Here is a 23,322-nt window from a genome sequence, read left to right on the forward strand (position 1 = left end):
GCCGTCGCGGTCACGGCCGCCGGTCCACGAACTCGTCGGCAAGCAGATCCATGAGCAGCCCGTCGTGCCAGGTTCCGTCCAGTGCGCGTTCGTAACGCCGCAGGACGCCCACCGGACGGAATCCTGCCTTTTCGTAGCAGCGGATCGCCGCCGCGTTGTCCGCGGCCGGATCGATGGTCAAGCGGTGATATCCGTGCTCGTTGATCAGGAATCTGACGAGCGTGCGCACGGCATCGGTACCCACTCCGCGTCCGTGCAGTGCCGGATCGACGAAGATGTCCACATTCGCGTGCCGGTAGTCCGGTTCGTCCTCCGAGCCCCACTGGATCGCACCGGCCACCTGGTCCTGGTAAACGATCACGAAGGTCTGGATGTCGGGATCCGCGAGATCCTGCGCGACCGAGGCCGCCATGTCTTCGCCGTCGCCACGCCACCGCTCAAGTACCGCGGGAGTGAGCCGGATCTTGACCAGTGCGGGAATGTCCGCATCGGTCGCCGGGCGCAGGTTCACCGCGATTCCGCGCAGGTTTGTCGTCACGGTGCCAAATTACGCCGGCGCCCGGGAAGTGGCGACGGATTTACTACGGGAACGAACAGAGCGCCGCCGTATAGGACGTTATACACAGTTGGGCTCGTTCGAGGTCGCTCGCGGAGTTGGCGCCGGTCAACCGTCCTCGGCGTAGAATTCGTGCTGTGATGACCATGCGACCGTCCGTCGCCCGGTAGCCAGATGAGCACGTCACACCAACGCGGCCGAGGCATCGACAGGGCGACTCCCAACGACCTGATGACCCTCGCGTCCGACGTCGGGTTCCCGCCACTGCAGATCGCCGGCGTACTGCTGCTGGAAACGCGGACTCCCCTCGGGCTCGACACCGTCATGGCCGCACTGGACGCGAGAATGAGCGGGCTTGCCCGGTTTCGCCAACGCCTGGTTCCGGTCGCTCCGGGACTCGGTCGTCCTGTGTGGATGGACGACCCCGCGTTCGACATCCGCGCACACGTACACCGGATTCGTTGTCCCTGCCCTGGTGACGAGGAGGCGTTACTCACGACAGCCGCCGATATCGCCACCCGCCCGCTACCACCCGACCGTCCCTTGTGGTCGGCAATCCTGGTGGACGGGCTCAGTCATGAACGGACGGCATTGATCGTCACCTTCCACCACGTGCTCGCCGATGGCGTCGGTGGGCTCGCGGTGCTGGCCCACCTCGTGGACGGTATGCGGGGCGGGAAGAACATGACCACCACCGCGGATCCCGATTTCCCTCGGCCCCGGCCGTCCGCTGCACAACTCGCGAAGGACGCCGCACGGACCAGGCTGCGTGCCCTCGCCGCACTGCCTCGCGCCCCGGGCCGGATCAGGGACGCACTCGCGCAGCTGACCCCTTGCCGCCACCCCTGCCCCAACTCCCTGCACCAGGCCGCCGGACCACGCCGCCGGTTCGTGACAGCCCGGGCCGGGCTGGCCGGCGTCACCGCGACCGCACATTCCCGTGGGGCCACGGTGAACGACGCGGTGCTGTGCGCCGCCACGGGAGCGCTGCACGCACTCCTGCGGCACCGCGGTGAGCAGGTCGGCACGCTCACGGTGTCGATCCCCGTCTCCTCGCGCAGAACGGGCAGCGCTGTCCACCTCGGCAACCAGGTGGGCTCGGTTCCCGTTCCGTTACCGACATCCGGCCCGCACCGGCTGGAAGCCATCGCGCGCATCACCCGGCGGCACAAGGCAAGGCAGAGGGGGGTGTCCTCGACCCTGGTGGCACCGGTGTTCCGGCTGCTCGCGACACTGAACCTGCTCAGCTGGGTGGTCAATCGCCAGCGTCTGGTGTCGACCTCGGTGACCTACCTGCACGGTCCGCACACCCCGTTGTCGTTTCTCGGTGCGCCGGTGGCCGGCATCGTTCCGGTGACCGCCATCAGGGGGAACATGACCGTCTCGTTCGTCGCGCTCTCCTACTCCGGCACGCTGCTGATAACGGTGATCGCGGACCCGGACCGCTGTCCTGACCTGCCGGTGCTGGCCGAGGCTCTGCAATGCGAACTCGACACCCTCGTCGCACACGGGTGACATCGGCCGGTACCGGCTTGACGCACCGGCCAGGCTGACCGGAGGGTGAGACGATGCCGACGCGGCAGGTCAGCGAGCACGGCCTCATCCCGGCCGTGGCCGCGCGTGTGGAAGGCGACCTTCCGCAGTTCACCCCGTACGGCCTTTCCCATTGGCTCGTGCTCGTCGTGTTCGCCGCCGGGGTGGCAGTGCTCGTCCGGTGGGGGCGCGGGCAGCGTGGCACTCGACGAGCCCGCCTCGCCAGCCGCACGTTCGCGCTCGTCGTGCTCACCCTGCACCTGACCGTGCAGGTCTACTCCGTGACTCTGGCGGGCTGGGGACTCGACCACGTCGTTCCCCTGCACCTTTCCGATCTCGCCGGTTTCACGGTGGCGTACGCACTGTGGTCGCACCGGCAGTGGGCCCACGCGCTCACCTACTACTGGTGCCTGACCCTGAGCACCCAGGCGCTCGTGTCCCCCGTGCTCACCGGGCCGGACTTCCCGCATCACGAGTTCCTCGCCTTCTGGGCGATGCACCTGTTCGTCGTCTGGGCCGCGATCTTTCTGACCTGGGGCCTCGGCCTGCGCCCCGATTGGCGCGGATATCGGATCGCCACTGTCGTCACCGTCTGCTGGGCGGCTGTGGCGATGGCGTTCAACGCCGTCTCGGGTACCAACTACGGCTTCCTCAACCGCAAACCGGAGATTCCCAGCCTGCTGGACCTGTTCGGACCGTGGCCCTGGTACCTGGTCCCCGAGTTCGCGCTCGTACTGACCGTCTGGGCGCTGATGACCTGGCCGTGGACCCGGACCCGATCTGGTCGAGCAGTGCACCCGGCCTGACCCCGAAGCCCAACCACCGCGCTTTCCCGGGAAAGCGCGGTAGTTTTGTTGCGCACGCACGTATCACACTTTCCCGGGAAAGCGCGGGAGGGGAAGCCCGTGACCTGCGCCGGGAGTTTTCCGGTCTCGCACTTTCCCGGGAAAGTGCGAGACCACGACCCGGGGTGGGGTCAGGGTGCGATAGGTGGGATCGCGTGGTTGCTGTGGAAGTGGGCTCCCGGGTCGCATTTCGTCCTGATCTCGGCGAGCCGCGAGTAGTCATCGGGCGCGAAGGCGTCGCGAACCTCGCGCTCGCCGGTAGGGCCGAAGGTGAAGTTGAGCGAGCGACCGAGCGCCTGTTCCGCCCACGGCTCGAGAACGGCGCGGTGCGTGTCCCGTGCCATGCCCTCCTGGCCCGGCTCCACCGGAGAGAGCACGGACAGCGAGTACTCGGCCGCCCGGTGGCCCACGGCGTTGGGAACCCGTGGTGCCCTGGCGAGCGCGCCACCGAGATGACGCAGACCTACCACGCACATCACCGGCGCCGAAGGGCCCGCCAGCTTCGGCAACGTCGCCAGCGCGTCCGGGTCGAGCGCACCGAGCAGCAGGTTCGCCGACCGGTAGCCGTGTGGCTGGTCCGGCTCGTCGAACACAGCACCGGACTCGGCGTACGGCAACTCGCGCAGCGTGTCGCGCAGTCGCGATCCCAGTTCCCGCAACGGTCGCACCAGCCGTTCACCCTCCTCCGCGCCACCGGCGTAGGCGATCTGGATCTGGGCGACGTGCCTGCCGCGCAGGGCCTCCGGCATCATCGGGAGGTCGGGAAACGGCAGCACGGTCACCGCCGACGTCATCTCCTCCGGCACCGTTCTCGTCCACCCGCACCACGCCTCGAGAACACCTGGTACCCGCTCGACGTCGAAGTAGAGGCCACCGCCGTAGATCGTGGAGAGCGGCAGCAGCCCGATCTCCATGCCGGTCACCACACCGAAGTTGCCACCGCCTCCGCGCAGGGCCCAGAACAGGTCGGGGTCACTGTCGGCGGTCACGTGCCGCAGTTGCCCATCGGCGGTGACGAGGTCGATGCGACGCACGTGGTCGGCGGCGAAACCGTGCCGCCGGGCCAGCAGACCGACCCCGCCCCCCAATGTGTAGGACACCGCCCCGACCCCGGTCGAACTGCCCGACAGCGGGGCCAGACCATACGGTGCCGCCGCGTCGATCACCTGCTGCCAGGTCGCGCCTGCCTCAACCGAGGCGGTCGCCGCGGCCGGATCCACCGTGACCTCGTTCATCCGGCGGGTGCTGATCAGCACTCCGCCGTCCAGCGCCTCGCCGAGCCCGTGCCCGCTGGCCTGCACGGCGATCTTCGCCCCTGTCGCGACGGCAAACTCCACCGCGGCGCGAACGTCGTGTGCGTCGAGCGCGCCCACGACGAGCGCGGGACGGTGTGCCGAGAGGAGCTGGTACCCGGTTCGTTCCTCGTCGTAGCCGACCGCGCCCGGCGTGAGCACCGGTCCGTGGGTCCGACCGGCGAGGTCGCTGACTTCGGCTGATTCATCACTTAATGGCTTCATAACCCCAAGCTAGAAGTCGTTGCGGTCATATCTTGTCCGGAAGCTGTGGCAATCTGCGGGTATGGACGGGGAATCGACGCGCAAGGACATGCCGGGACGGCTGCTCCGGCTGCTGTCGCTACTGCAGAGCAGGCGAGAGTGGTCCGGCGGCGAACTCGCGCGGCGCCTCGGTGTCAGCGACCGCACGCTGAGAAGGGATGTCGACCGGTTGCGCGCTCTCGACTACCCGGTCGAGGGGACAACCGGAACCGCCGGAGGCTATCGGCTCACCTCGGATGGCAACCTGCCCCCGCTGCTGCTCGACGACGGTGAGGCGGTCGCCGTGGCCATCGGGCTCGCGAATGCCGCGGGCGGTGGCGTGGCCGGCATCGAGGAGAGTTCGATGCGGGCGCTGGCGAAGCTGGAGCGGGTGTTCCCCGCCCGGCTGCGCCCCAGACTGGCCGCTCTCGCCGCCGCCACCGCGGCGGTGCCCCACCGGCACACCGGGCCGCCGGTGGATCCCACCGTCCTGGCCGTGCTCGCATCGTGCTGCCATGAGACGGAGATCCTCGCCTTCGACTACCGGGCCCGCGGCGGCGAGACCAGTGCGCGCCGGGTTGAGCCGCACAACCTGGTCACGGTGCACGGGCTCTGGTACCTGCTCGCGTTCGATCCAGAAAGGCCGGACTGGCGCACATTCCGGGTGGATCGCATCGGCGCTCCCCGGCCCACGCATCGGCGGTTCACCCGGCGCGAGTTGCCCGCACCGGATGCCGCCACCTACCTGACCCAGGCGTTCGCCGGTGCCCAGTACCGGCACACGGCCAGGATCACCGTGGCACTGCCCGCCGACACCGTGCGAGCAGGCCTGTTCGCGAACATCCCCGGCGACATCGAGGAACACGGACCGCGGGAGTGCACGATTCGGCTCAGCGCGGACTCCGAGGCACTGGTGCTGCAGTTCCTCGCCGCGATCGCGGCTCTGGGCGCGGACTTCAGCATCGAGGCACCAGAGGAGATCACCGGGCGAGTCCGTGAACTCGGGCATCGACTCGGCGCGGTGGCCCCCGGCGCCACTGCTCTTGAATAATTTTCTCCACGGAACCCGTCCGGTTGTCGAATCCGGTGTGTCCCGTTCGTGTAGGGGGTGCAACCCGTGCCCGCGAGCAGCGACAGCACGGGCCCGACACGAAGGAGGAACACCATGGGCAAGCTGAGTGTGGTCAACAACGTGACCCTTGACGGAGTCATGCAGGGCCCGGGGCGCCCCGACGAGGACCCGCGAGACGGCTTCGAGCACGGCGGATGGGCCTCGCCCTACAACGACTCGGTCATGGGCAGCGCGATGGGCGAGCGGATGACCGCCCACACCGGCGCACTCCTGTTCGGCCGGCGGACCTACGAGGACTTCGCGGGTTACTGGCCACGGCAGGAGGCCAACCCGATCACGGAGGTACTCACCAAGACGCATAAGTACGTCGTGTCGCGCACGCTGACCGGCCCGCTGCGGTGGGACAACTCCGAACTCGTTTCCGGGAACGTCGTGGACGCGGTGACCCGGCTCAAGGAGCAACAGGACCTGGTCGTGCTCGGCAGTGGCCTGCTGCTCAAGTCGCTGATGCGCCACGACCTCGTCGACGAGTACCTGCTGCTGATCCACCCGGTGATCCTGGGATCGGGCGCCCGCCTGTTCGGCGACGACGGCGCGCACGCGCCACTGCGGCTGACCGAGACCGTGCAGTCGACCACCGGAGTGTTGCTCGCGACCTACGAGCGGGCAAGGTCGTAATGTCAGCGGGCGTTGAACTGGAGGAACAGATGAGGAAGTACCTGATCAACATCTACCAGCCCGACGGTGGTCCTCCCCCGCCCGGCGTGCTGGAGAAGGTGACGCGCGAACTCGACGTGGTGAACCAGGACCTCAAGGACAGTGGCGCCTGGGTGTTCGCGGGCGGCCTGCACCCGCCGGAATCCTCGACCATGCTGCGCCCCAAGGGCGACGACGTGCTCACCGTCGACGGGCCGTTCGCCGAGGGCAAGGAACACATCGGCGGCTTCAACATCATCCTGGCGGCCGATCTCGACGCGGCGCTCGAATGGGGCCGCAGGATCGCCAAGGCCACCACGCTCCCTGTCGAGGTACGGCCGTTCCACGACGACTCCGGCGGCTGATGTCCCAACCGTCACCCATGCCCCCGCTGCCCTCCTCGGAGATCACCCGGGTGTTCGCCGAGGAGTACGGCAGGGCAGTCGCGGTACTGGCAGGCGTCTTCGGCGACATCGACATCGCCGAGGACGCCATCCAGGACGCGTTCACCACTGCCTGCAAGCAGTGGCCCGGCACCGGCCTTCCACCGAGCCCGGCCGGCTGGATCATCACCACCGCCCGCAACCGGGCCATCGACCGCATGCGCAGGGAAGCGTCGCGGCACGACCGGCACGCACAGGCCGCCCTGCTGCACGCGACGGAGGAGCCGAGGGAGGAGGGACCCGTGCGCGACGAACAGTTGCGGCTGATCTTCACCTGCTGCCATCCGGCGCTTCGCGGCTCCGCCCAGGTGGCACTGACCCTGCGGCTGCTGGGCGGGCTCACCACCGCCGAGATCGCGAAGGCGTTCCTGCTCCCGGAGCCGACCTTGGCCCAGCGGTTGGTCCGGGCGAAGAACAAGATCCGCGATGCCGGCATCCCCTACCGGATCCCGGCCGAGGCCGAACTCCCGCACCGCCTGCGGCCCGTGCTCGCCGTCGTCTACCTCATCTTCAACGAGGGTTACACGGCCAGTGCGGGCGAGCGGCTCACTCGCGAGGATCTCAGCGTCGAAGGCATCCGCCTCGGCAGACTGCTCGCCGAACTCATGCCGGACGAACCCGAAGTCCTCGGCCTGCTCGCACTGATGCTGCTCGTGGAGTCGCGCAGACCCGCCCGCACCACTCACGAAGGCGCCCTCGTCCTTCTGGCGGAGCAGGATCGCGACCGCTGGGACCACGATCTCGTCGCGGAGGGACAGGCCCTCGTCCGGCGCTGCCTGCGTCGGGGTCGGCCAGGGCCGTACCAGATTCAGGCAGCGATACAGGCGGTGCACAGCGACGCCCCGACGGCGGGCGCGACCGACTGGACCCAGATCCGGCAGCTGTACGACCAGCTGCTCGCCCACTCCCCCACACCGGTAGTCGCACTGCACCGTGCGGTCGCGGTCGCGGAGGCCGAGGGGCCCGCCGCCGCGCTCGCACTCGTGCACGAGCTCGACCTCGACCGGTACCACCTTTTCCATGCCGTACGCGCGGACCTGCTCCGCCGGCTGGGGCGTGAGACCGAAGCCGTCGAGGCGTATGACGCGGCACTGCGGTACTGCGCGAACTCGGCAGAGCGTGCGTTTCTCCAGCGCCGCAGGGCCGAACTCATCGGGTGACGACGGCGCGGCGCTAGCGGTCGGTCAGCGCGAGCCTGCCCGCGAGCGCGACGAACGTGCCCGCGAAAACGCGACGCATCCAGCCCAGCACACGAGGTCTGGTGAGCACGCGGTTGCGGACCGCGGCGGCGAACACTCCATACCCGACGAACACCACGAACGTGAACAACATGAATACCGCGCTCAACTCCAGCATCCGCAGTACCGCACTCGACTCGCCCGCACTGACGAACTGCGGTAGGAATGCGAAGAAAAAGATCGTCAGCTTCGGATTGAGCACGTTGATCAGCACACCGGAGGTGATGACCTGCACCGCCGAGCGCGATGAGTGTCGCTCGTCGGCGGTGTAGGCGCTCTTGTCCCGCAGCGTCTTCCACGCCATGTAGAGGAGGTAGGCGACCCCAAGGTACTTCAGGATCTGGAACGCGAGCGCGCTCGTGTGCAACAGGGCGGCCAGCCCGGTGACCGCCGCGACGACATGCGGGACGATGCCGAGTGTGCATCCGACCGCGGCGACGACACTCGCGCGGGCGCCCCGCGAGAGTCCCGCCGCCAGTGTGTAGAGAACGCCGGTTCCCGGCGTCGCGACGATCACCAGCGTCGTCAACAAGAACTCGATACTCACGGCGAACTCCCCATAGACGCGAACCGGCGCCGCCTGCGTGACACCCTCAGCACCGTTCACACTATCGGTTGCCCGCGTCGTGCAGAACCACAGAGCACGGCCGTGGCCGCATATCGAGATCACTCGATCGGCTTCGGCTTTTGCCACGAGAAGCACCGCGGACGTGTGCCGAGAACCGGAAGGACCCTCATGTCCACTGTGACTACTGTGCCATCGACCGACGGCACACCCATCGCCTTCGAGACGCTCGGGGCCGGCGACCCGGTCATCCTGGTGAGCGCCGCGTTGTGTGACCGGAAGACCACCGCCGCGCTGGCGGAACAACTGGCGCGGCACTTCACCGTGCTCAACTACGACCGCAGGGGCCGGGGCGACAGCGGCGACACCACCCCCTATGCGGTCGAGCGCGAGGTCGAGGACATCGCCGCGCTCATCGCGCGGGCAGGGGGAAGCGCCTCGGTCTACGGCCACTCCTCCGGCGCGGGCCTTGCCCTGCACGCCGCGGCACACGGGCTGACGATTCCGAAGCTTGTCCTGCACGAACCCCCCTTCGAACCCGACGACGAGCGGGTACGGCGTCAGTCCAGAGAGGACGCCGAGAAGATCGAGGGCCTGCTGGCCGAGGACCGCCGGTGCGACGCACTCGAACTGATCCTCTCCGGCACCGGGATGCCACCCGAGATGGTGCGGCAGATGAGCACCGACCCCCAGGTACAGGCCATCGCCCACACGATGCTCTACGACTTCGCGGCGATGGACGACGCCGGCAGAGGTGGCAGGTCCTTCGCACGGCAGGCGGGCGAGGTGCGCACGCCCACCCTTGTGCTCGCGGGTGAGACCAGTCCGGAGTGGATGATCGAGGTCGGCAGGCAGGTCGCGGACGCGATGCCGAACGGACGGCACGAGATCCTGAAGGGACAGGACCACTTCGTGCCTGCCGACGTACTCGCGCCGGTGCTCACCGACTTCCTGACCGGCTGAGGCCGCCGCGGCTCCGGAATGGTGGACGACCGGAGCCTACGTCGAGCGACGTAGGCGAAGTGCCGCCGCGGCGCGGACGACCCGGCGCTGTTTCCCCCGCACAGTTGTGGCCATGGAAAAACCTGTCGAGACACGACGACTGAGCAAACACTACGGCCGGGCCGCTGCCGTTCGTGACCTCGACCTGACGGTCGAACCCGGTGAGGTCTATGGATTCCTCGGACCGAACGGTGCGGGGAAGACCACCACCCTGCGGATGCTTCTCGGTCTGGTCCGGCCGACGTCGGGCAGTGTGCGGGTGCGGGGCAGGGAACCACGCGTCGGTGGCCACCTCGACGGTGTCGGTGCGCTCGTCGAGGGGCCGGCCTTCTACCCGTACCTGTCGGGGCGGGACAACCTCCGAGTGCTCGCGCACCACGCGAAAGTCCGCGGGGAGCGCGTCGCGACGGTGCTGGAAACGGTCGGCCTGACCGACCGGGCGCGCGATCGGTACTCGGCCTACTCGCTCGGCATGAAACAGCGGCTCGGGCTGGCCGCCGCGTTACTCAAGGACCCTGCCCTGCTGATCCTGGACGAGCCCACCAACGGCCTGGACCCGGCAGGAATGGCGGATATGCGCGTGCTGATCCGCGAACTCGCCAGTGCGGGCAGAACCGTACTGCTGTCCAGCCATCTTCTCGGTGAAGTGGCCCAGATCTGCGATCGCGTCGGCGTGCTCGCCCACGGCGAGCTGATCGCCGAGAAACCGGTGGACGAACTCGCTTCCGGTGCGACTCTGCGCGTCGTCGCCGATCCTGTGGACGCCGCGCTGACCCTGCTCTCGTCGCTGCTCGGCAACGAACGGGTGCACCGGGACGGCAGCGCGATCGATCTCGATGCCGACGAGTCCGACGCGGGCCGCATCAACAACGAGCTCGTGCACGCCGGGCTGACAGTCACCGAACTCCGCTGGCACCGCCCTGACCTGGAACAGACCTTCCTCGAACTGACCGGAGGTAACTCCCATGCTCGATGAACTCCAGGGTGTTCGGAGCGTGCGGGCGGAGCTGGCGAAGGCCGCACGGCGCCCTTCGCTGTGGCTGCTGGCCGCCGTTGCCGTCGTACTGAGCCTCACCTTCGCCTATCTCATCCCGTACGCCGGTTTCGCGGGCGGCACCGAAGGCCCCCCGAACAGCGACCGGGGACTGGCCGCGATGCTGCCGGCGGAGTTCGCGGGCAGCGCACTCGCCGGAACGCCGGTGTTCGTGGGTGCCCTCGCCCTCGTCCTCGGTGTGCTGGTGGTCGGTGGCGAGTACACGACGGAGACCTGGAAGACGCTGCTCGCGCAGGGTCCTTCTCGGCTGACGGTCTATGGCGCGAAGATCGTGACCGTCGCGGTGGGTGTGCTCGCGCTGACCGTGTCGCTGTTCGCCACCACGGCGATCGCCAGCGCCGTGGTGGCCGCGTTGGAAGAGCAGCCGATGCTCTGGCCGTCGGTGTCGGCGATAGCGACCGGCCTCGGCGCGGGATGGCTGATCACGATGATGTGGGCAGCACTGGGAATCGCGCTGGCCGTGGCGCTGCGCGGTGTCGCACTCCCGATCGGCCTCGGGCTCGTCTGGCTGCTCGCCGTGCAGAACCTGATCGCCTCGATCGCCGCGCCACTCGTGGACTGGATCGCGGACCTGCAGAAGGCCCTGCCCGGTCCGAACGCGGGCTCACTTGTCGCGGCACTCGGCGCGGCCGCGGATACGCCAGGTGTCTCGGAGATCGTCGGCGGCGGACAGGCGGCACTGGTCGTCGCGGGGTACCTGGCGGCCTTCGCCACCATCGGTGGTTGGCTGTTGTCTCGCAGGGACATCGGGTGATGGCCGGGATCCGGCGGAGAACACGGAGGAGCGGCCCGTGAACGGGATGAGAGTGCCGATCCGCGACGTTCTGCTCGCGCTCGCATTCGTGGTCATCGGGGTGTTCGGCACCTTCGGCGCGGACGAGCGCACCACCCTCGACACTCCTGTCGACGCACTGGCCATCACCCTGGTCGTGATCGCCGCGGCCGCTGTCGCCGTGCGCGGGCGCTGGCCGCTCGCGGTCCTCGCGGCCACGACGGTCGCCACGTCGGCATATCTCGTGCTCGGCTACACCTTCGGCCCGATCCTGCTCTCGTTCATGGTGGCGATCTACACGGTCGCTCGCCATGTCGCGCTGCCCCGTTCCGCCGTCGCCGCGGCACTGGCGCTGCCGATCCTGCTCCTGCACCTGTTCGTCCAGTCGAGCGCGATCGGGCTGATCGGCATCATTCCCGGGTCGGCCTGGGTGATCGTCCCCTTCGCGGTCGGGGTGACGGTTCGCTTGACCAGGCAGTCCGCGGAGCAGACCCGCGCGGAGATCGTTCGCGGGCAGGTCAACGACGAACGACTGCGCGTCGCACAGGAGGTGCACGACGTGGTGGGACACGGACTGGCCGCGATCAAGATGCAGGCCGATGTCGCGCTGCACCTGCTGGCCCGCAAGCCGGAACAGGCGGAGATCGCGCTGAACACGATCAGCCGGACCAGTACCGACGCGCTGGAGGAACTGCGAGCGACTCTGGCGGCGGTGCGGCGGAGCGGACCGGAAACGCACCGCGCCCCGGCGCCCGGCCTGGCCGGACTCGACGAACTCGCCGGGCGGTTGTCAGCGGCGGGCGTGGACGTGAGTGTGGAGACGGCAGGCGAACCACGTTCCCTGCCCGCCGCGGTCGACCTCGCGGCATACCGCGTGGTGCAGGAGTCCCTGACCAACGTGCTCCGGCACTCGGGGGCACAGGTTGCCCACGTCCGGGTCGGCTACGAGACTGACGAGGTGAGCATCTCCGTGACCAACCCGCCGGGTCCGGCGCCGACGGCCGGCGACGGGCAGGGGTTGGGCCTGGTGGGAATGCGCGAACGGGTACACGCGATCGCCGGCTCGTTCACCGCGGGGCCCACCCGCGACGGGGGCTTCGAGGTCCGTTGTGTCCTCCCGTCGGGCGGCGGCGAATGATCTCCGTCCTGATCGTCGACGACCAGGACGTCGTCCGGCTCGGGCTGCGCACCCTGGTAGAGAGCGAGGACGGCCTTTCGGTCGTCGGCGAGGCCGGGGACGGGCTCACAGCGGTGTCGCTCGCCCGCGCGCATCGGCCGGACGTGGTGCTGATGGACATCCGGATGCCCGGGGTCGACGGCATCGAGGCCACCAGGCGGATCAGTGCCGACGAGCAACTGTCCGGCGTCCGGGTGATCGTGCTGACCACCTTCGAACTGGACGAGTACGTCTTCGACGCGCTGTCCTACGGCGCGAGCGGCTTCCTGCTCAAGGACACGAAACCCGCGGAACTGCTCAGGGCGATCCGGCTGGTCGCCCAGGGCGACGCGTTGCTCTCGCCCTCGGTCACCCGTCGCGTCGTGGCCAAGTTCGGCTCGGGCGATCTACGGTCCGTCGCGAAGCCGCATCCCCGGCTCGCGAGCCTGACCGAACGAGAACGGGAGATCGTCGGACTCGTCGGCGACGGCCTCAGCAACGACGAGATCGCCGCCCGCCTGGTCATCAGCCCGGCCACCGCGCGCACGCACGTGAGCCGGGCAATGATCAAACTCGGCGCCCGGGACCGCGCCCAACTCGTAGTATTCGCCTACCAATCCAACCTGACACAAAGCTGAACCCCCGAGTTGGCAGATCCGGGGCCCGAGTTCGCAGTTCCGGGGCTCGAGTTGGCAGATTCGGGGCCCGTGTTGGCAGATTCGGGGGCCGAGTTGGCAGATTCGGGGGCCGTCGGCTAGCCCATCCGCGGCGGCCCCTGCGGTCCGCGAAACCGCAGAGGCTGGCTGTAGACGACATTCGTCGTGGTGCCGCCGAACTGGGACAGCTCGTTGACGATGCTTTCGAGGTGGGGCATCGAGGCCGCCGCGACCTTGAGTGTGTAGCAGTCGTCGCCGGTGATCCGGAGACATTCGAGGATCTCCGCGCGCTCCCCAAGCAGGTGATGCAACGGCTCGTGCCGGTTGCCGGGATACTTCAGTCGTACCACCGCGAGTACGGCGAAGCCGACCTTCGAAAGGTCGACATCCGCCCGGTACCCGGTGATGACTCCCGCCTCCTCCAGGCGCCGGACCCGTTCGGTCGTCGCGGAGGCGCTGAGGCTCACCCGCCGGCCCAGTTCGGTGAGCGCAAGGCGGCCATCGCGCTGGAGCTCGATCAGGATGGACCAATCGGTAGCGTCCAGACTCTCGGTCATCTGGGCAACATACCGGCAGATTCACGGCCGCGAGGGCTTGACACCGGGATCGTCGCCTTCCGCCCTTGTTTCCGCCTGGATAGCCTTGAGCAGTGCGAATAGGCGTGAATGTGCCCAACTTCGGGCCTGGTACCAATCCCGGCATGCTCCGCAGCTGGGCGCGAACGGTGGAAGGACTCGGCTTCGACCTGTTGCTGGTCTCCGACCACATCGCCGTGACACCCGATGTCGCGGAGCAGTACCCGGCACCGTTCTACGAACCCTTCACGACCCTCGCTTGGCTGGCCGGGATCACCGACCGGATCAGCCTCGGTACGACGGTGCTCGTCGCGGCTTACCGGCATCCCTTGCTCGTCGCCCGGATGGCCGCCAACCTCAACCAGCTCAGCGGGGGCAGGCTGGTGCTCGGCGTCGGTGTGGGATGGGCCAGGCACGAGTTCGCCGCACTCGGAATCCCGTTCGAGCAGCGGGGATCGCTGACCGACGATCACCTCAGTGCGGTCCGGGACGCCTGGAGTGACAACGAGGACTACCAGGCCGGCGAGATCCCGATCTGGGTCGGCGGCAACAGCGTGTCGGGGATGCGCCGCGCGGTACGGCTCGGTGACGCCTGGCATCCCCTGCGCAACACCATCGGCTGGTTGCGCGAAGCCTGCGACAAGATCGAGGCCGAGGCGAACGCGCTGGGGCGGCCGACGCCTGACTTCGCCCCCCGCATCGCCCTGCGCCTCACCGAGTCACCGATCACCGCCCCGGAACGGCTGGCCGGCGAAGGCACCATCGAGCAGGTCCGCGACGATCTCGAACAGTTGCGGCTGCTGGGCGCCGGCACAGTAGTTCTCGACCCGTTCAACGGCGACCCACTCGAGACCCTTCATCCCGAGATCGCCTGGCAGGCGCTCGCGGCTGTCGCGGCCACGAGACGACAGGACGAAGATCCACGAACGGAGATGCGATGACGCAGAACGACGAACACTTCCTTCGCAAGGCGATCGCGCTGGCCGCCACGGCACGGCAGGGGGGAAATCCCCCGTTCGGTTCCCTCCTCGTGGGCCCGGACGGCGCGGTCCTCGCCGAGGAACACAACACGGTCCTCACCGACAACGACATCTCCGCACATCCGGAACAGAAGCTGGCCAGGTGGGCGGCCCGCGAACTCGACCCGGTCACCGCGGCGGCCACCACCATGTACACCAGCTGCCAGCCCTGCACGATGTGTACGGGTGCCATCGACCGGTCCGGACTCGGCCGCATCGTGTTCGCGCTCTCCACCGAACAGCTGACCACCCTCAAGCCGGCGACGTCCCAGCCACTCGTGCGTCTCGAAGGGCCAGCATTGTTCGACGAGGCGCGTGTCCCGGTCGAGGGGTACTACCGCTGAGCCCCGGAAAGCGGTAACCCGGGCCGCGGCAACGGCATTACCTGTCACGTAATCGACGCGCCGCCAGGCCATGAGCAGAGTGGAACTCATCCGTTCCGTCCGCTTGTGGAGGCGACAATGAGAGATCTTCGAATGATGCTACGCGTCGACGCAGTGGCTTCGGCAGCGCTGGGCGTCCTGCTGATCGCCTTGGCCGGAGTCCTCGATGGACTCCTCGGCCTTCCGGTGCCGCTGTCGATCCTGGCAGGTTCCGGGCTGCTGATCTGGGCGGCGTTCGCCGCTCGGGTCTCGGCGAACTCGGCCCCGGCGCTGGTCCGCGATGTCATCGCCGGAAACGTGATCTGGGTGCTGGCAAGTCTTGGCTACGTCGTTCTCGCCTGGTCCGGGCTCTCGGCTCTGGGTGTGCTCTTCGTTCTTGCGCAGGCGTTGGTGGTACTCGCACTGGCCGGCCTGCAAACGGCCGGACTGACCCGGCGAGCGGAAACCGTCGCTGGGAGCTGAACACCGCCGCACTCCGGCCGGATGCCCGATCGTCGGTGCCGGCGATCCGCCTCGGCCGGAGTTGCCGGCATCGAGCCTAGAACTGCCGCAACGGCCGCCAGTCGGTGTCGATGTGATATTCGGCGGTTGGACAGCGATAGCGCACGATCATTCGCAGTTTTCCCTCCGCGCCTGAAGCGGCGGAACCAGCAGGATCAATCGTGTCGGTGATCTCGAGGATCGCCTCACCACAGCCGGGGAACGGACACCGTTCGCCGGTCGATCTGGACGTGCTGCTCATATCTCGCCCCATTGCTGGCAAGTATCGGGTCACGTCGGACATCGGTGTCCGGATGCAGAAGGTTACCGCGTTTCGGCGACGCTGGGGAGCTGCCCGAACAGCAGGTCCAGGTGGTAGCGCAACACCACGACGGCCGCTTCCGGACTGCGCTGGCCGACGAGCACGCTGGTGCCGAGGCCGTGATTGACAGCCATCAACCTCGCGGCTTCGGCGTACACGTCGAGATCGGCGGCCAGTTCGTCACGGGCCTGCGCCTGCCGCAGTACGTCCGCGAGTTGCCGTTCGAGCCGATTCGGCCCCTCCACGAACGGCTGCGCGGCGAGCTCCTCATCGGACATCGCCAGAACGGCGTAGGAGGTCCAGACGAGATGGAAGGTCCGGCTCTGCTCGTCGACCGGGAGGGCCTCGGCGAGGAACGTCTCGATGACGGCCCTGGCCGAGGACGGATCCGACGACTCCGCGAGCCGGCGAGCCCACCGCTCATCACTCTGCTGCTCCAGATGTCGCAGTGCGGAGTTCATCAGCTGGGCCTTGCTCCGGAAGTAGTACTGCACCAGCCGCAGCGAGACACCGGCCTCCGCGGCCACGGATCGCATGGTGACCGTGTGCAGGCCCGCGCGCCCGGCGACCCGAATCAGGCCTTCCACGATCTGTGTACGACGTGCGTCATGATCGACAGTTCTCGGCACTGCCAGTCCTCTCCTGCCACAGGCCATGCCAAGGCGGCGCCATATAGGTCGTTATACACCGGGCCGATCAGCGGTCGACCGTCATCGCCAGCAGGGCGACATCGTCGGTCGGCCCCGGCTCGAAACCGCTGATGAGCTCCGCCAGGTCTCGGACGAGGCCGTTCGCCGAGGTGCTCGTCCGGCCGGTGAGGAACGCGGCCAGCCCGTCCTCGCCGAAGAACGCTCCGTCCGGGCGGGCCTCAGTGAGCCCGTCGGTGTACAGCAGCAGGGTGTCACCTGGGGCCAGATGCATCCGGGTGGTCACGAACCGTGCGTCCGGCAGCGCGCCGACCAGCATCCCGCCGACCGGCCGCACCTGTTCCACCCGGCCGGCGTCGGCATGCAGCCAGAACGCGGGCGGGTGCCCGCCACCCCCGAGGACGAGGTCGAACCCGCCAGTGGCGCCCGGGGTCATGATGCCGAACAGCACAGTGCAGAACTGCGAGCTGTGCGAGTCCATCAGCATGGCCGTGTTCAGCTCCGTCAGTCCCACGACGGGGTCGGCCTCGTGCAGCGCCGCGGTGCGCAGCGTGTACCGGATCAACGAGGTGACCGCGGCCGCCGGAGCACCGTGCCCGGCGACATCGCCGAGGAAGAACCCCCACCGCCCGTCGCCGAGGGAGAACACGTCGTAGAAGTCGCCGGTGACCTCGCGCAACGACGCCGCGTGATAGTGACAGGCCAGTTCCAGCCCCGGCACGCGGGGTAGCGCGGGCGGCAGCAGCGTGCGTTGCAAGGTGCCGGCGAAATCCTCGATGGTGGCCGCGTCCCGCTCCGCCTGCTCGCGCATCGACCGTTCGTGCCGCAGCATGACCAGCGCGGACAGCCGGGCCTCCAGCTGGTCCATCACCAGGGCCGCCAGATCCTTCAATGTCTCGACACCCGACGCATCGAGCTCCCTGGGACGGGTGTCGAGCACGTTGACGGTACCCAGCCGGTGACCGTCGGAGGTGGTGATCGGCGCCGCGGCATAGAACCGGACCCCGGGCTCGCCCTGGACCAGTGGGTTCGACCGGGTTCGCGGATCCGTCGCGGCATCGGGCACGACGTATGCCGGACCATCGTGCTGGATCGCCGAGACGCACAATCCGGGGTCGCGACCCACCTGCGTCACCCCGTCCAGTCCCAGCACCGCCTTGAACCAGACCCGATCCGCGTCGATGATGGACACCGTCGCGATCGGCATGTCCAGCAGTCGCGCGGCGAGCGCCGCGATCCGGTCGAACGAACCGTCCTGCGGGGTGTCGAGGATTTCGTACCGGGCAACCGCCGCAAGCCGTGTCTGCTCGGCTTCATCCACATTCGTGGAGCCGCTGCCGGCCGAGGGGGTGATCGCGGTCATGACGAGTTCGCTCCGTTCCTGCCGAACGAAGGCGCTGGGCGGGTGTCGCAGGTCCTGGGCGCCCACACCAGGACCGGTGAGCTGATGCCACATGACCAGGAACGCCCAACGCCCGACTCGTCGGCGCATGTGCGTAGTCCAAAGGCTGGTGACTCAACCGCATTCACTCTAATCAATGGAGCTGCCCGTGCCACCCCGGCCTGACAATCCTGCACGCGGTTGTGCCGTGGTGCACACTGGAAGTCATGGTTTCGTCCGATCCGTCGCTCCCCTCCGGTAGCCAACTCACGGTAGCGCGAGAGGACCACGGAAGCTCGATCGTGCTGGCCGTGGCCGGCGAGGTCGATCTGCTTACCGCGCCTGACCTGCAACGGGAACTGACACAGGCTCTCGAAGACCATCCCGAGACGCTGGTGGTCGACCTGTCGAAGGTCGAGTTCCTGGCATCACCCGGATTAGCCGCACTCGTCGGCGCGCACCAAGCGGCACGTGAGAGCACCGAGTTGCGACTGGTGGCGGAAGGCAGCGCGACATACCGGCCGTTGCAACTGACCGGACTCGACGAGGAGATCCCCGTCTACCGATCGTGCGCGGAAGCGCTCTCCCCTGACGGCCGCCAGACAGCTGAATCCGAACCGCCGACGAGTTAAGGAGCGTGCCGCGGGTAGCCGCGACCGGAGGCAACGGTGACAACGCGAGCACACAAGGGAGCGGCCGCATGCATAGCAATGGCCAAAGTCCCACCACGGTCGAACTGACCGCGGCATTGGAGTATTCGGGAGTCCCGGCCGAAGCGGAACGGCTCCCCGCGATCCGGCACGCTGTGGCCTGCTGGGCCGGCAGCGTCGGGCTGACCGATGATCAGGTCGAGGCACTCACGCTGGCTGTCTACGAAGCTCTCGCCAACACGGTGACCCACGCCTATCCCGGCCGGACCGGGACATTGGACCTGCGTGCCGAGTACTGGTCGCCGCGAGGGGTAGTGGAGGTGGAGGTCGCCGACCAGGGTCGCTGGCTTCAGCCACAGGCCGAACCCGGACCGCTCGGCGGCCGCGGCCTGCCCCTCATTCACCAGCTCGCGGATCATGCGCGGGTGGAGCCGACGGCGAACGGCACCGTCGTACACATGCGCTGGACACTCGCTTCGGCCAACGATCGCGTCCAGTAAGCGCGGCCGAAGGGCCCGCCCCGGCTGTCTGCCAACCGGAACGGGCCCGTAACGGTGCGTGCGCTACTACTTCTTCGGGGTCAGGTCGATCTCGACGGTGTTATCCGGTCCCTCGGCGAACATGCTGATGAAATCGTTCAGCTCACCACAACCGGTAAGACCGGCAATGGTGTACGTACCGCTGAGAGTGCCGCCCGCGAGCGGGTCGAACCCCTCACCGGACCGCAGTGGAATCTCTGAGGGGGACGATGTCTGGCATTCCGGCGAGTTGCTGATCGGGAAGCCGAAGGTCGAAACCTGGGGCAGTTTGATGGTCATCGTGCTCGTCGCGGTGAGCGAGCCGTCCTTCAACGTACCGGTGGTCTTGCCTTCCTGGACGAAATCCACCTGGGACTTGACCGGGACGAAGCCGAACAGCTTGGCCTCGACGCTGGTCGGGTCGAGAGTCAGGTCTCCGGTGAAGTTCCCGGTGGCGAGCTCCAGATTGGCATCCACACCGCCGGACAGACTGGTGCTGGCGTCGAGCTTCTTGATGTAGGACGAGCCCTCGAGGTGGTAGCCGTACTCGATGCCGTCGCCAGGAGGCTGGGTCGGGTCGGTGGGCTCAGTTGGCTCTGTTGGCTCTGTTGGCTCTGTCGGCTCGGTGGGCTCAGTTGGCTCTGTTGGCTCGGTGGGCTCAGTTGGCTCTGTTGGCTCGGTGGGCTCAGTTGGCTCTGTTGGCTCGGTGGGCTCAGTTGGCTCGGCGGGGTCGGTGGGCGGGGTGGTGCCACCTCCCTCGACGATCTGGATCGTGGTCAGCAGATTGTTCTGACCCTCGTCCTGGGTGCACGGTGAGTCGAACGTGCCAAGGCCGGTCTCCGAACCGTCCGCCTTGCGCGGGGTCAGCGTGAGCAGCAGGTCGCCCACATTGATCTTGGCCTCGCCTGGCTGGGAAAAGGTCAGCGACGGAGTCTTTCCCGACGCGAGCACCTCGAAGGCCCCTTCGGCAGGAACATCGGTCTTGGCGATCGTCGTCGGAACGGTGACCGGCAGGGTCGCCTCCGGTGCGGTCACCGTCGACTCGGCCTTGGCGGTACCTTCGATGGTTGCCGCCCCGACCAGGTTGAGTCCCTGTGTCGCGGTCGGGGGAACGGTCGAGATCGCCTCGATGTTGAACTCGGGCGTCGGCGTGCCCACCTCCGCGGTCGCGGGCAGGTCGGCGTTGATCACCACCTTGATCGGCTGGGTGCCGATCAGCGGGAACGGGCACTGATAGTTCAGCTCCAGGGTCACCGGCTCGGCCGAGCTGGCCCCGGCACCGAGGAGCATTGTGGTGACGACAGCGCCTGCGGCGGTGGCACTCGCAGCGGTTGCCGCCACGAGCTTCTTCATTCCATTTCGCTTTTTCACTACATCCTCCGCGGTATCTGCATTGATACGAAAAACCCGAATCAGCCGGGAGAACTTGGCTCGATCGATGTTTTCCGACAGCGGCAAGAAAGCTTTTCGACAACTCTCTACCGCCGAGTAAGGTAGTGATCGGCGATCAGTACACGCAAGATGCCGACGAGAGTCGGCGACAAACCGGCGAAAAATTGTCAATGTCCGCCACGATCACGAGCGCATGTTGGCGTGCAACTGACATATTCCGCCCAACGGGAAGCCCTGGAGCATCCACGGCACCAAGCCATCGGCCCCGGCAAGGGATTCGGGCGCTCTCGCGGCTCGCGGTGGCGAACAAGGATTCGCACTCAACTTATGTCAAAAAATCCAGGCGGCACCTGCACGAGGAACACAAGACTCCGCCGCCGTCTTGACGTTCCACGCGGCTCCATCCTAGTTTTATCTCCAACCACCGCGACGGCGACTAAATGAAGCGCTCACCAGGACGGGCACGAAGAGAAATTCTCGGCCGGATGCCGCGGTGAAACCATTCCTGCCCATCGCGCGAAAAGCGTCCGGGTCCTGGTACTCGGCACCCCCGCACCGAAGGAGACGTCTCGATGACCCGCCGCATACTCACCGGTGCGTGCACCGCCCTTGTCGTCGCGGTGACACTCACGGCCTGCTCCGCCACGGCACAGGACCCCGTGGCGGAGGAACAGGTGAACGCGGCCGCGGTTTCGTGGGCGGACCAGGTATGCCAGTCCGTGGACTCCGGCGGGGACACGCTCTCCGAGTTACCGGCGCTGGACCCCGGCCGTCCAGCCGGCACGAGGGACGGTCTCGTCGCCTACCTCGAGTCGATGTCGGCGTCGCTGTCCGACGTCGCCGACACGATCACCAGCGCAGGCACCCCACCGGTGACGGGTGGCGACGCCGCCGTGGAACAGGCGATGGAGACGATCTCCGCGGAGAAGTCGGCCCTGGAGTCGGCGAAGACGGCCCTGGCGAAAGCCGAGGTCACCGACGAGGCTTCCTTCCAACGGGCCATCGCGCGCGTCCGGACGGCCTTCGACGAGCTGAGCAGCGCGGACGGCCCCTTGGCTGAACTGAAGAAGAACGCCGAACTGAACGAGGCGATCGCTCAGGCGGCGGCCTGCCAGGGTTTGACGGCAGGCGCCTGAGCACCGGGCCAGGAACTCACCACGGCCGCGCGCGTTCGGCCACCCGTTCTCGCGCGTTCGCGGCGTCGTCCGCCGCCAGCGCCAGTGCCGCGAGTTCGCGGCACTGCTCCGTGGTGTGGGAGGCGAGCGCGACACGGACGGCCGCGACCGAAGGCGGTGCCATGGAAAGGCTGGTAACACCGAGCCCCACCAGCACGAGGGACAGCAGTGGATCGCCCGCCGCTTCCCCGCAGACCCCGACCGCCTTACCCGATCCGGTGCCCGCGGCCGCTGTCCGGCGCACGAGTTCGAGCAGGGCGGGTTGCCACGGATCCAGCAGCTCGGCGAGCTCGCCCGACATCCGATCCGCGGCGAACGTGTACTGACCGAGGTCGTTGGTGCCGATACTCGCGAAATCGCATCCGGCGAGGACCTCTTCCGCGCGCAGTGCGGCCGCGGGCACCTCGACCATAACGCCCGCGACGGGTAGCCCATGCCGCTTCGCGAGCGCCGCGAACTCCCTTGCCTCGGCTGGCGTGGACACCATCGGCGCCATCACCCAGACCTCGGCGTCGTGTGCCTCCCGAGCCGCCGCGATCGCCGAGAGCTGGTCGTCGAGCATCGCCGGATGCCGCGTGGCCAGCCGCAGACCACGTACGCCGAGGGCCGGGTTGGGCTCGGTCCCGTGGTCGACGAACGCCAGCGGCTTGTCGGCACCGGCGTCGAGCGTACGTACCACCACCTTTCGCCCGGAGAACGCCGAGAACACGTCCGCGTAGCTGCGGCATTGCTCGTCCCGCCCCGGCTCGGTGGTCCGGTCGAGGTAGAGAAACTCGGTCCGCAGCAAGCCGACGCCCTCGGAGTCGACCACGGCGGCGGCGGTGAGGTCATCTGCGGCACCGAGGTTCACCAGCAGCGCCACGGAGTTCCCGTCAGCGGTGCGACCGGGACCGCTGCTGGCGGCCAGCTCCGCCGCGCGCCGTGCCGCCCGCGATTCCGCCTCCTCGGCCAGTGCCGGCGCCGGGTCAACGACGATCCGGCCGGACGCTCCGTCCACCAGCACTTCGGTGCCCTCCGCCAGCGTTGCCGCCGCCCCGCAGGCCACCACTGCCGGGATGCCCAGTGATTTCGCGAGGATGGCCGTGTGGCTGGTCGGCCCGCCCAGTTCGGTGACGATCGCCCGTACCAGCGCGGGATCGAGTGTTGCCGTGTCGGCGGGTGCGAGGTCGCGGGCCACGAGAACGTACGGGTGCCCTGGATCTGGCACTCCCGGCATCGGCACACCGAGCACCGTGGCCAGGGCCCGGTTCCGCAGGTCGTCCAGATCCGCCGCACGTTCGGCGAGGTAGCCCCCCGCTGCCAGCAGTGCCTCGCGGAACTCGCCGAACGCAAGGTCGATCGCCACCGCGAGTGCGTGCCCGCAGCGCAGCGCGGCGAGCACCCGGTCGAGTAGTGCGGGGTCGGCGACCATCATCGACTGGGCGAGCAGAATGTCCGCTGCCGCTCCCCCGGCCCGCGCCGAGCGTTCGTCGAGCAGGTCGGCGACCGCACGCAGGGCACTGCGCGCCCGCTCCACCGCGGCTTCGACGTCCGGTTCCGGCTCGTCCGCCTCGGGCACGCGCGGCGGCTCCGCGAGTCTGGCCACGGCGCCGGCCGCGGCACCGGGACTCACGCCGATACCCGCGAGCTGCGCTTCGGCCCCGCGCACACTGGTCAC

Annotated in this window: 26 protein-coding genes; 17 read left to right on the top strand and 9 right to left on the bottom strand. The window is 68.2% G+C overall.

What is annotated here, in order from left to right:
- Window positions 1–10: 10 nt before the first annotated feature.
- A complete protein-coding gene (locus D0C15_RS01175) occupies window positions 11–538 on the bottom strand; it encodes a GNAT family N-acetyltransferase (RefSeq protein WP_116040526.1) in 528 nt (175 codons plus the stop codon).
- A 192-nt stretch (window positions 539–730) separates the two neighbouring features.
- On the opposite strand from D0C15_RS01175, the gene D0C15_RS01180 reads away from it, so the two are divergent.
- Both D0C15_RS01180 and D0C15_RS01185 read left to right on the top strand, forming a co-directional pair.
- Window positions 731–2,071 carry a wax ester/triacylglycerol synthase domain-containing protein gene (locus D0C15_RS01180; RefSeq protein WP_116040527.1) on the top strand — a complete coding sequence of 447 codons (1,341 nt, stop codon included), beginning with the start codon at window positions 731–733 and terminating at the stop codon, window positions 2,069–2,071.
- A gap of 53 nt (window positions 2,072–2,124) precedes the next feature.
- The gene (locus D0C15_RS01185; protein WP_116040528.1) at window positions 2,125–2,895 is read left to right on the top strand and encodes a YwaF family protein; all 771 of its coding nucleotides are present in this window, start codon (window positions 2,125–2,127) and stop codon (window positions 2,893–2,895) included.
- A gap of 170 nt (window positions 2,896–3,065) precedes the next feature.
- Here the strand turns inward: D0C15_RS01185 and D0C15_RS01190 are convergent, their stop codons facing one another.
- A complete protein-coding gene (locus D0C15_RS01190; protein WP_116040529.1) occupies window positions 3,066–4,451 on the bottom strand; it encodes an FAD-binding oxidoreductase in 1,386 nt (461 codons plus the stop codon).
- Window positions 4,452–4,512: 61 nt separating this feature from the next.
- Here D0C15_RS01190 and D0C15_RS01195 point away from each other — a divergent pair, with 61 nt between their 5' ends.
- The 4 genes from D0C15_RS01195 (at window position 4,513) to D0C15_RS01210 (ending at window position 7,840) form a co-directional block, all read left to right on the top strand.
- A complete protein-coding gene (locus D0C15_RS01195; protein WP_116040530.1) occupies window positions 4,513–5,520 on the top strand; it encodes a helix-turn-helix transcriptional regulator in 1,008 nt (335 codons plus the stop codon).
- 114 nt (window positions 5,521–5,634) lie between these two features.
- Window positions 5,635–6,219, top strand: coding sequence for a dihydrofolate reductase family protein (locus tag D0C15_RS01200; RefSeq protein WP_116040531.1), 585 nt, complete (start codon window positions 5,635–5,637; stop codon window positions 6,217–6,219).
- 29 nt (window positions 6,220–6,248) lie between these two features.
- Entirely contained in the window at window positions 6,249–6,602 is a 354-nt protein-coding gene (locus D0C15_RS01205; protein ID WP_116040584.1) for a YciI family protein, read from the top strand.
- A gap of 17 nt (window positions 6,603–6,619) precedes the next feature.
- Window positions 6,620–7,840 (top strand): RNA polymerase sigma factor, encoded by a 1,221-nt coding sequence (locus tag D0C15_RS01210; protein ID WP_116040532.1) that lies wholly within the window; start codon window positions 6,620–6,622, stop codon window positions 7,838–7,840.
- A 13-nt stretch (window positions 7,841–7,853) separates the two neighbouring features.
- Here the strand turns inward: D0C15_RS01210 and D0C15_RS01215 are convergent, their stop codons facing one another.
- Window positions 7,854–8,465, bottom strand: a complete 612-nt coding sequence (locus D0C15_RS01215; protein ID WP_116040585.1) for a LysE family translocator — start codon at window positions 8,463–8,465, stop codon at window positions 7,854–7,856.
- 189 nt (window positions 8,466–8,654) lie between these two features.
- Here D0C15_RS01215 and D0C15_RS01220 point away from each other — a divergent pair, with 189 nt between their 5' ends.
- From D0C15_RS01220 to D0C15_RS01240, 5 genes are all read left to right on the top strand, one after another.
- Entirely contained in the window at window positions 8,655–9,446 is a 792-nt protein-coding gene (locus D0C15_RS01220; RefSeq protein ID WP_211323045.1) for an alpha/beta fold hydrolase, read from the top strand.
- 112 nt (window positions 9,447–9,558) lie between these two features.
- A complete protein-coding gene (locus D0C15_RS01225) occupies window positions 9,559–10,461 on the top strand; it encodes an ABC transporter ATP-binding protein (protein WP_116040533.1) in 903 nt (300 codons plus the stop codon).
- Window positions 10,451–11,293, top strand: a complete 843-nt coding sequence (locus D0C15_RS01230) for an ABC transporter permease (protein ID WP_116040534.1) — start codon at window positions 10,451–10,453, stop codon at window positions 11,291–11,293. Before D0C15_RS01225 ends, D0C15_RS01230 begins: the two co-directional genes overlap by 11 nt.
- Window positions 11,294–11,339: 46 nt before the next feature.
- A complete protein-coding gene (locus D0C15_RS01235) occupies window positions 11,340–12,449 on the top strand; it encodes a sensor histidine kinase (protein ID WP_170161318.1) in 1,110 nt (369 codons plus the stop codon).
- On the top strand, window positions 12,446–13,105 hold the full coding sequence (locus D0C15_RS01240) for a response regulator (RefSeq protein WP_116040536.1): 660 nt from the start codon (window positions 12,446–12,448) through the stop codon (window positions 13,103–13,105). Before D0C15_RS01235 ends, D0C15_RS01240 begins: the two co-directional genes overlap by 4 nt.
- Before the next feature lie 116 nt (window positions 13,106–13,221).
- On the opposite strand, the gene D0C15_RS01245 is transcribed toward D0C15_RS01240, so the two are convergent.
- Window positions 13,222–13,680 (bottom strand): Lrp/AsnC family transcriptional regulator, encoded by a 459-nt coding sequence (locus tag D0C15_RS01245; protein ID WP_116040537.1) that lies wholly within the window; start codon window positions 13,678–13,680, stop codon window positions 13,222–13,224.
- Between the two features lie 92 nt (window positions 13,681–13,772).
- Here D0C15_RS01245 and D0C15_RS01250 point away from each other — a divergent pair, with 92 nt between their 5' ends.
- The 3 genes from D0C15_RS01250 (at window position 13,773) to D0C15_RS01260 (ending at window position 15,562) form a co-directional block, all read left to right on the top strand.
- Window positions 13,773–14,639, top strand: a complete 867-nt coding sequence (locus D0C15_RS01250) for an LLM class flavin-dependent oxidoreductase (protein ID WP_116040538.1) — start codon at window positions 13,773–13,775, stop codon at window positions 14,637–14,639.
- The gene (locus tag D0C15_RS01255) at window positions 14,636–15,061 is read left to right on the top strand and encodes a nucleoside deaminase (RefSeq protein WP_116040539.1); all 426 of its coding nucleotides are present in this window, start codon (window positions 14,636–14,638) and stop codon (window positions 15,059–15,061) included. The genes D0C15_RS01250 and D0C15_RS01255 overlap by 4 nt, the downstream gene beginning before the upstream one ends.
- Window positions 15,062–15,178: 117 nt before the next feature.
- The gene (locus D0C15_RS01260) at window positions 15,179–15,562 is read left to right on the top strand and encodes a hypothetical protein (RefSeq protein WP_162829863.1); all 384 of its coding nucleotides are present in this window, start codon (window positions 15,179–15,181) and stop codon (window positions 15,560–15,562) included.
- A 76-nt stretch (window positions 15,563–15,638) separates the two neighbouring features.
- Here the strand turns inward: D0C15_RS01260 and D0C15_RS01265 are convergent, their stop codons facing one another.
- The 3 genes from D0C15_RS01265 to D0C15_RS01275 form a co-directional block, all read right to left on the bottom strand.
- Window positions 15,639–15,884, bottom strand: a complete 246-nt coding sequence (locus D0C15_RS01265) for a hypothetical protein (protein WP_162829864.1) — start codon at window positions 15,882–15,884, stop codon at window positions 15,639–15,641.
- A 20-nt stretch (window positions 15,885–15,904) separates the two neighbouring features.
- Window positions 15,905–16,531 (bottom strand): TetR/AcrR family transcriptional regulator, encoded by a 627-nt coding sequence (locus tag D0C15_RS01270; RefSeq protein ID WP_116040542.1) that lies wholly within the window; start codon window positions 16,529–16,531, stop codon window positions 15,905–15,907.
- Between the two features lie 67 nt (window positions 16,532–16,598).
- Entirely contained in the window at window positions 16,599–18,041 is a 1,443-nt protein-coding gene (locus D0C15_RS01275; RefSeq protein WP_245975506.1) for a PP2C family protein-serine/threonine phosphatase, read from the bottom strand.
- Between the two features lie 116 nt (window positions 18,042–18,157).
- Between D0C15_RS01275 and D0C15_RS01280 the strand changes: the two genes are divergently transcribed.
- Together D0C15_RS01280 and D0C15_RS01285 are read left to right on the top strand one after the other, a co-directional pair.
- Entirely contained in the window at window positions 18,158–18,562 is a 405-nt protein-coding gene (locus D0C15_RS01280) for an STAS domain-containing protein (RefSeq protein WP_116040543.1), read from the top strand.
- 68 nt (window positions 18,563–18,630) lie between these two features.
- Window positions 18,631–19,080, top strand: a complete 450-nt coding sequence (locus D0C15_RS01285) for an ATP-binding protein (RefSeq protein ID WP_116040544.1) — start codon at window positions 18,631–18,633, stop codon at window positions 19,078–19,080.
- A gap of 66 nt (window positions 19,081–19,146) precedes the next feature.
- Here D0C15_RS01285 and D0C15_RS34905 read toward each other — a convergent pair whose 3' ends face one another.
- Entirely contained in the window at window positions 19,147–20,469 is a 1,323-nt protein-coding gene (locus D0C15_RS34905) for a DUF6801 domain-containing protein (RefSeq protein WP_245975507.1), read from the bottom strand.
- Between the two features lie 593 nt (window positions 20,470–21,062).
- On the opposite strand from D0C15_RS34905, the gene D0C15_RS01305 reads away from it, so the two are divergent.
- The gene (locus tag D0C15_RS01305) at window positions 21,063–21,626 is read left to right on the top strand and encodes a hypothetical protein (RefSeq protein WP_116040548.1); all 564 of its coding nucleotides are present in this window, start codon (window positions 21,063–21,065) and stop codon (window positions 21,624–21,626) included.
- A gap of 16 nt (window positions 21,627–21,642) precedes the next feature.
- Here D0C15_RS01305 and ptsP read toward each other — a convergent pair whose 3' ends face one another.
- Window positions 21,643–23,322 carry a phosphoenolpyruvate--protein phosphotransferase gene (gene ptsP, locus D0C15_RS01310; protein WP_245975508.1) on the bottom strand — a complete coding sequence of 560 codons (1,680 nt, stop codon included), beginning with the start codon at window positions 23,320–23,322 and terminating at the stop codon, window positions 21,643–21,645.

This window comes from Amycolatopsis palatopharyngis (assembly GCF_003385185.1).
Classification (GTDB): domain Bacteria; phylum Actinomycetota; class Actinomycetes; order Mycobacteriales; family Pseudonocardiaceae; genus Amycolatopsis; species Amycolatopsis palatopharyngis.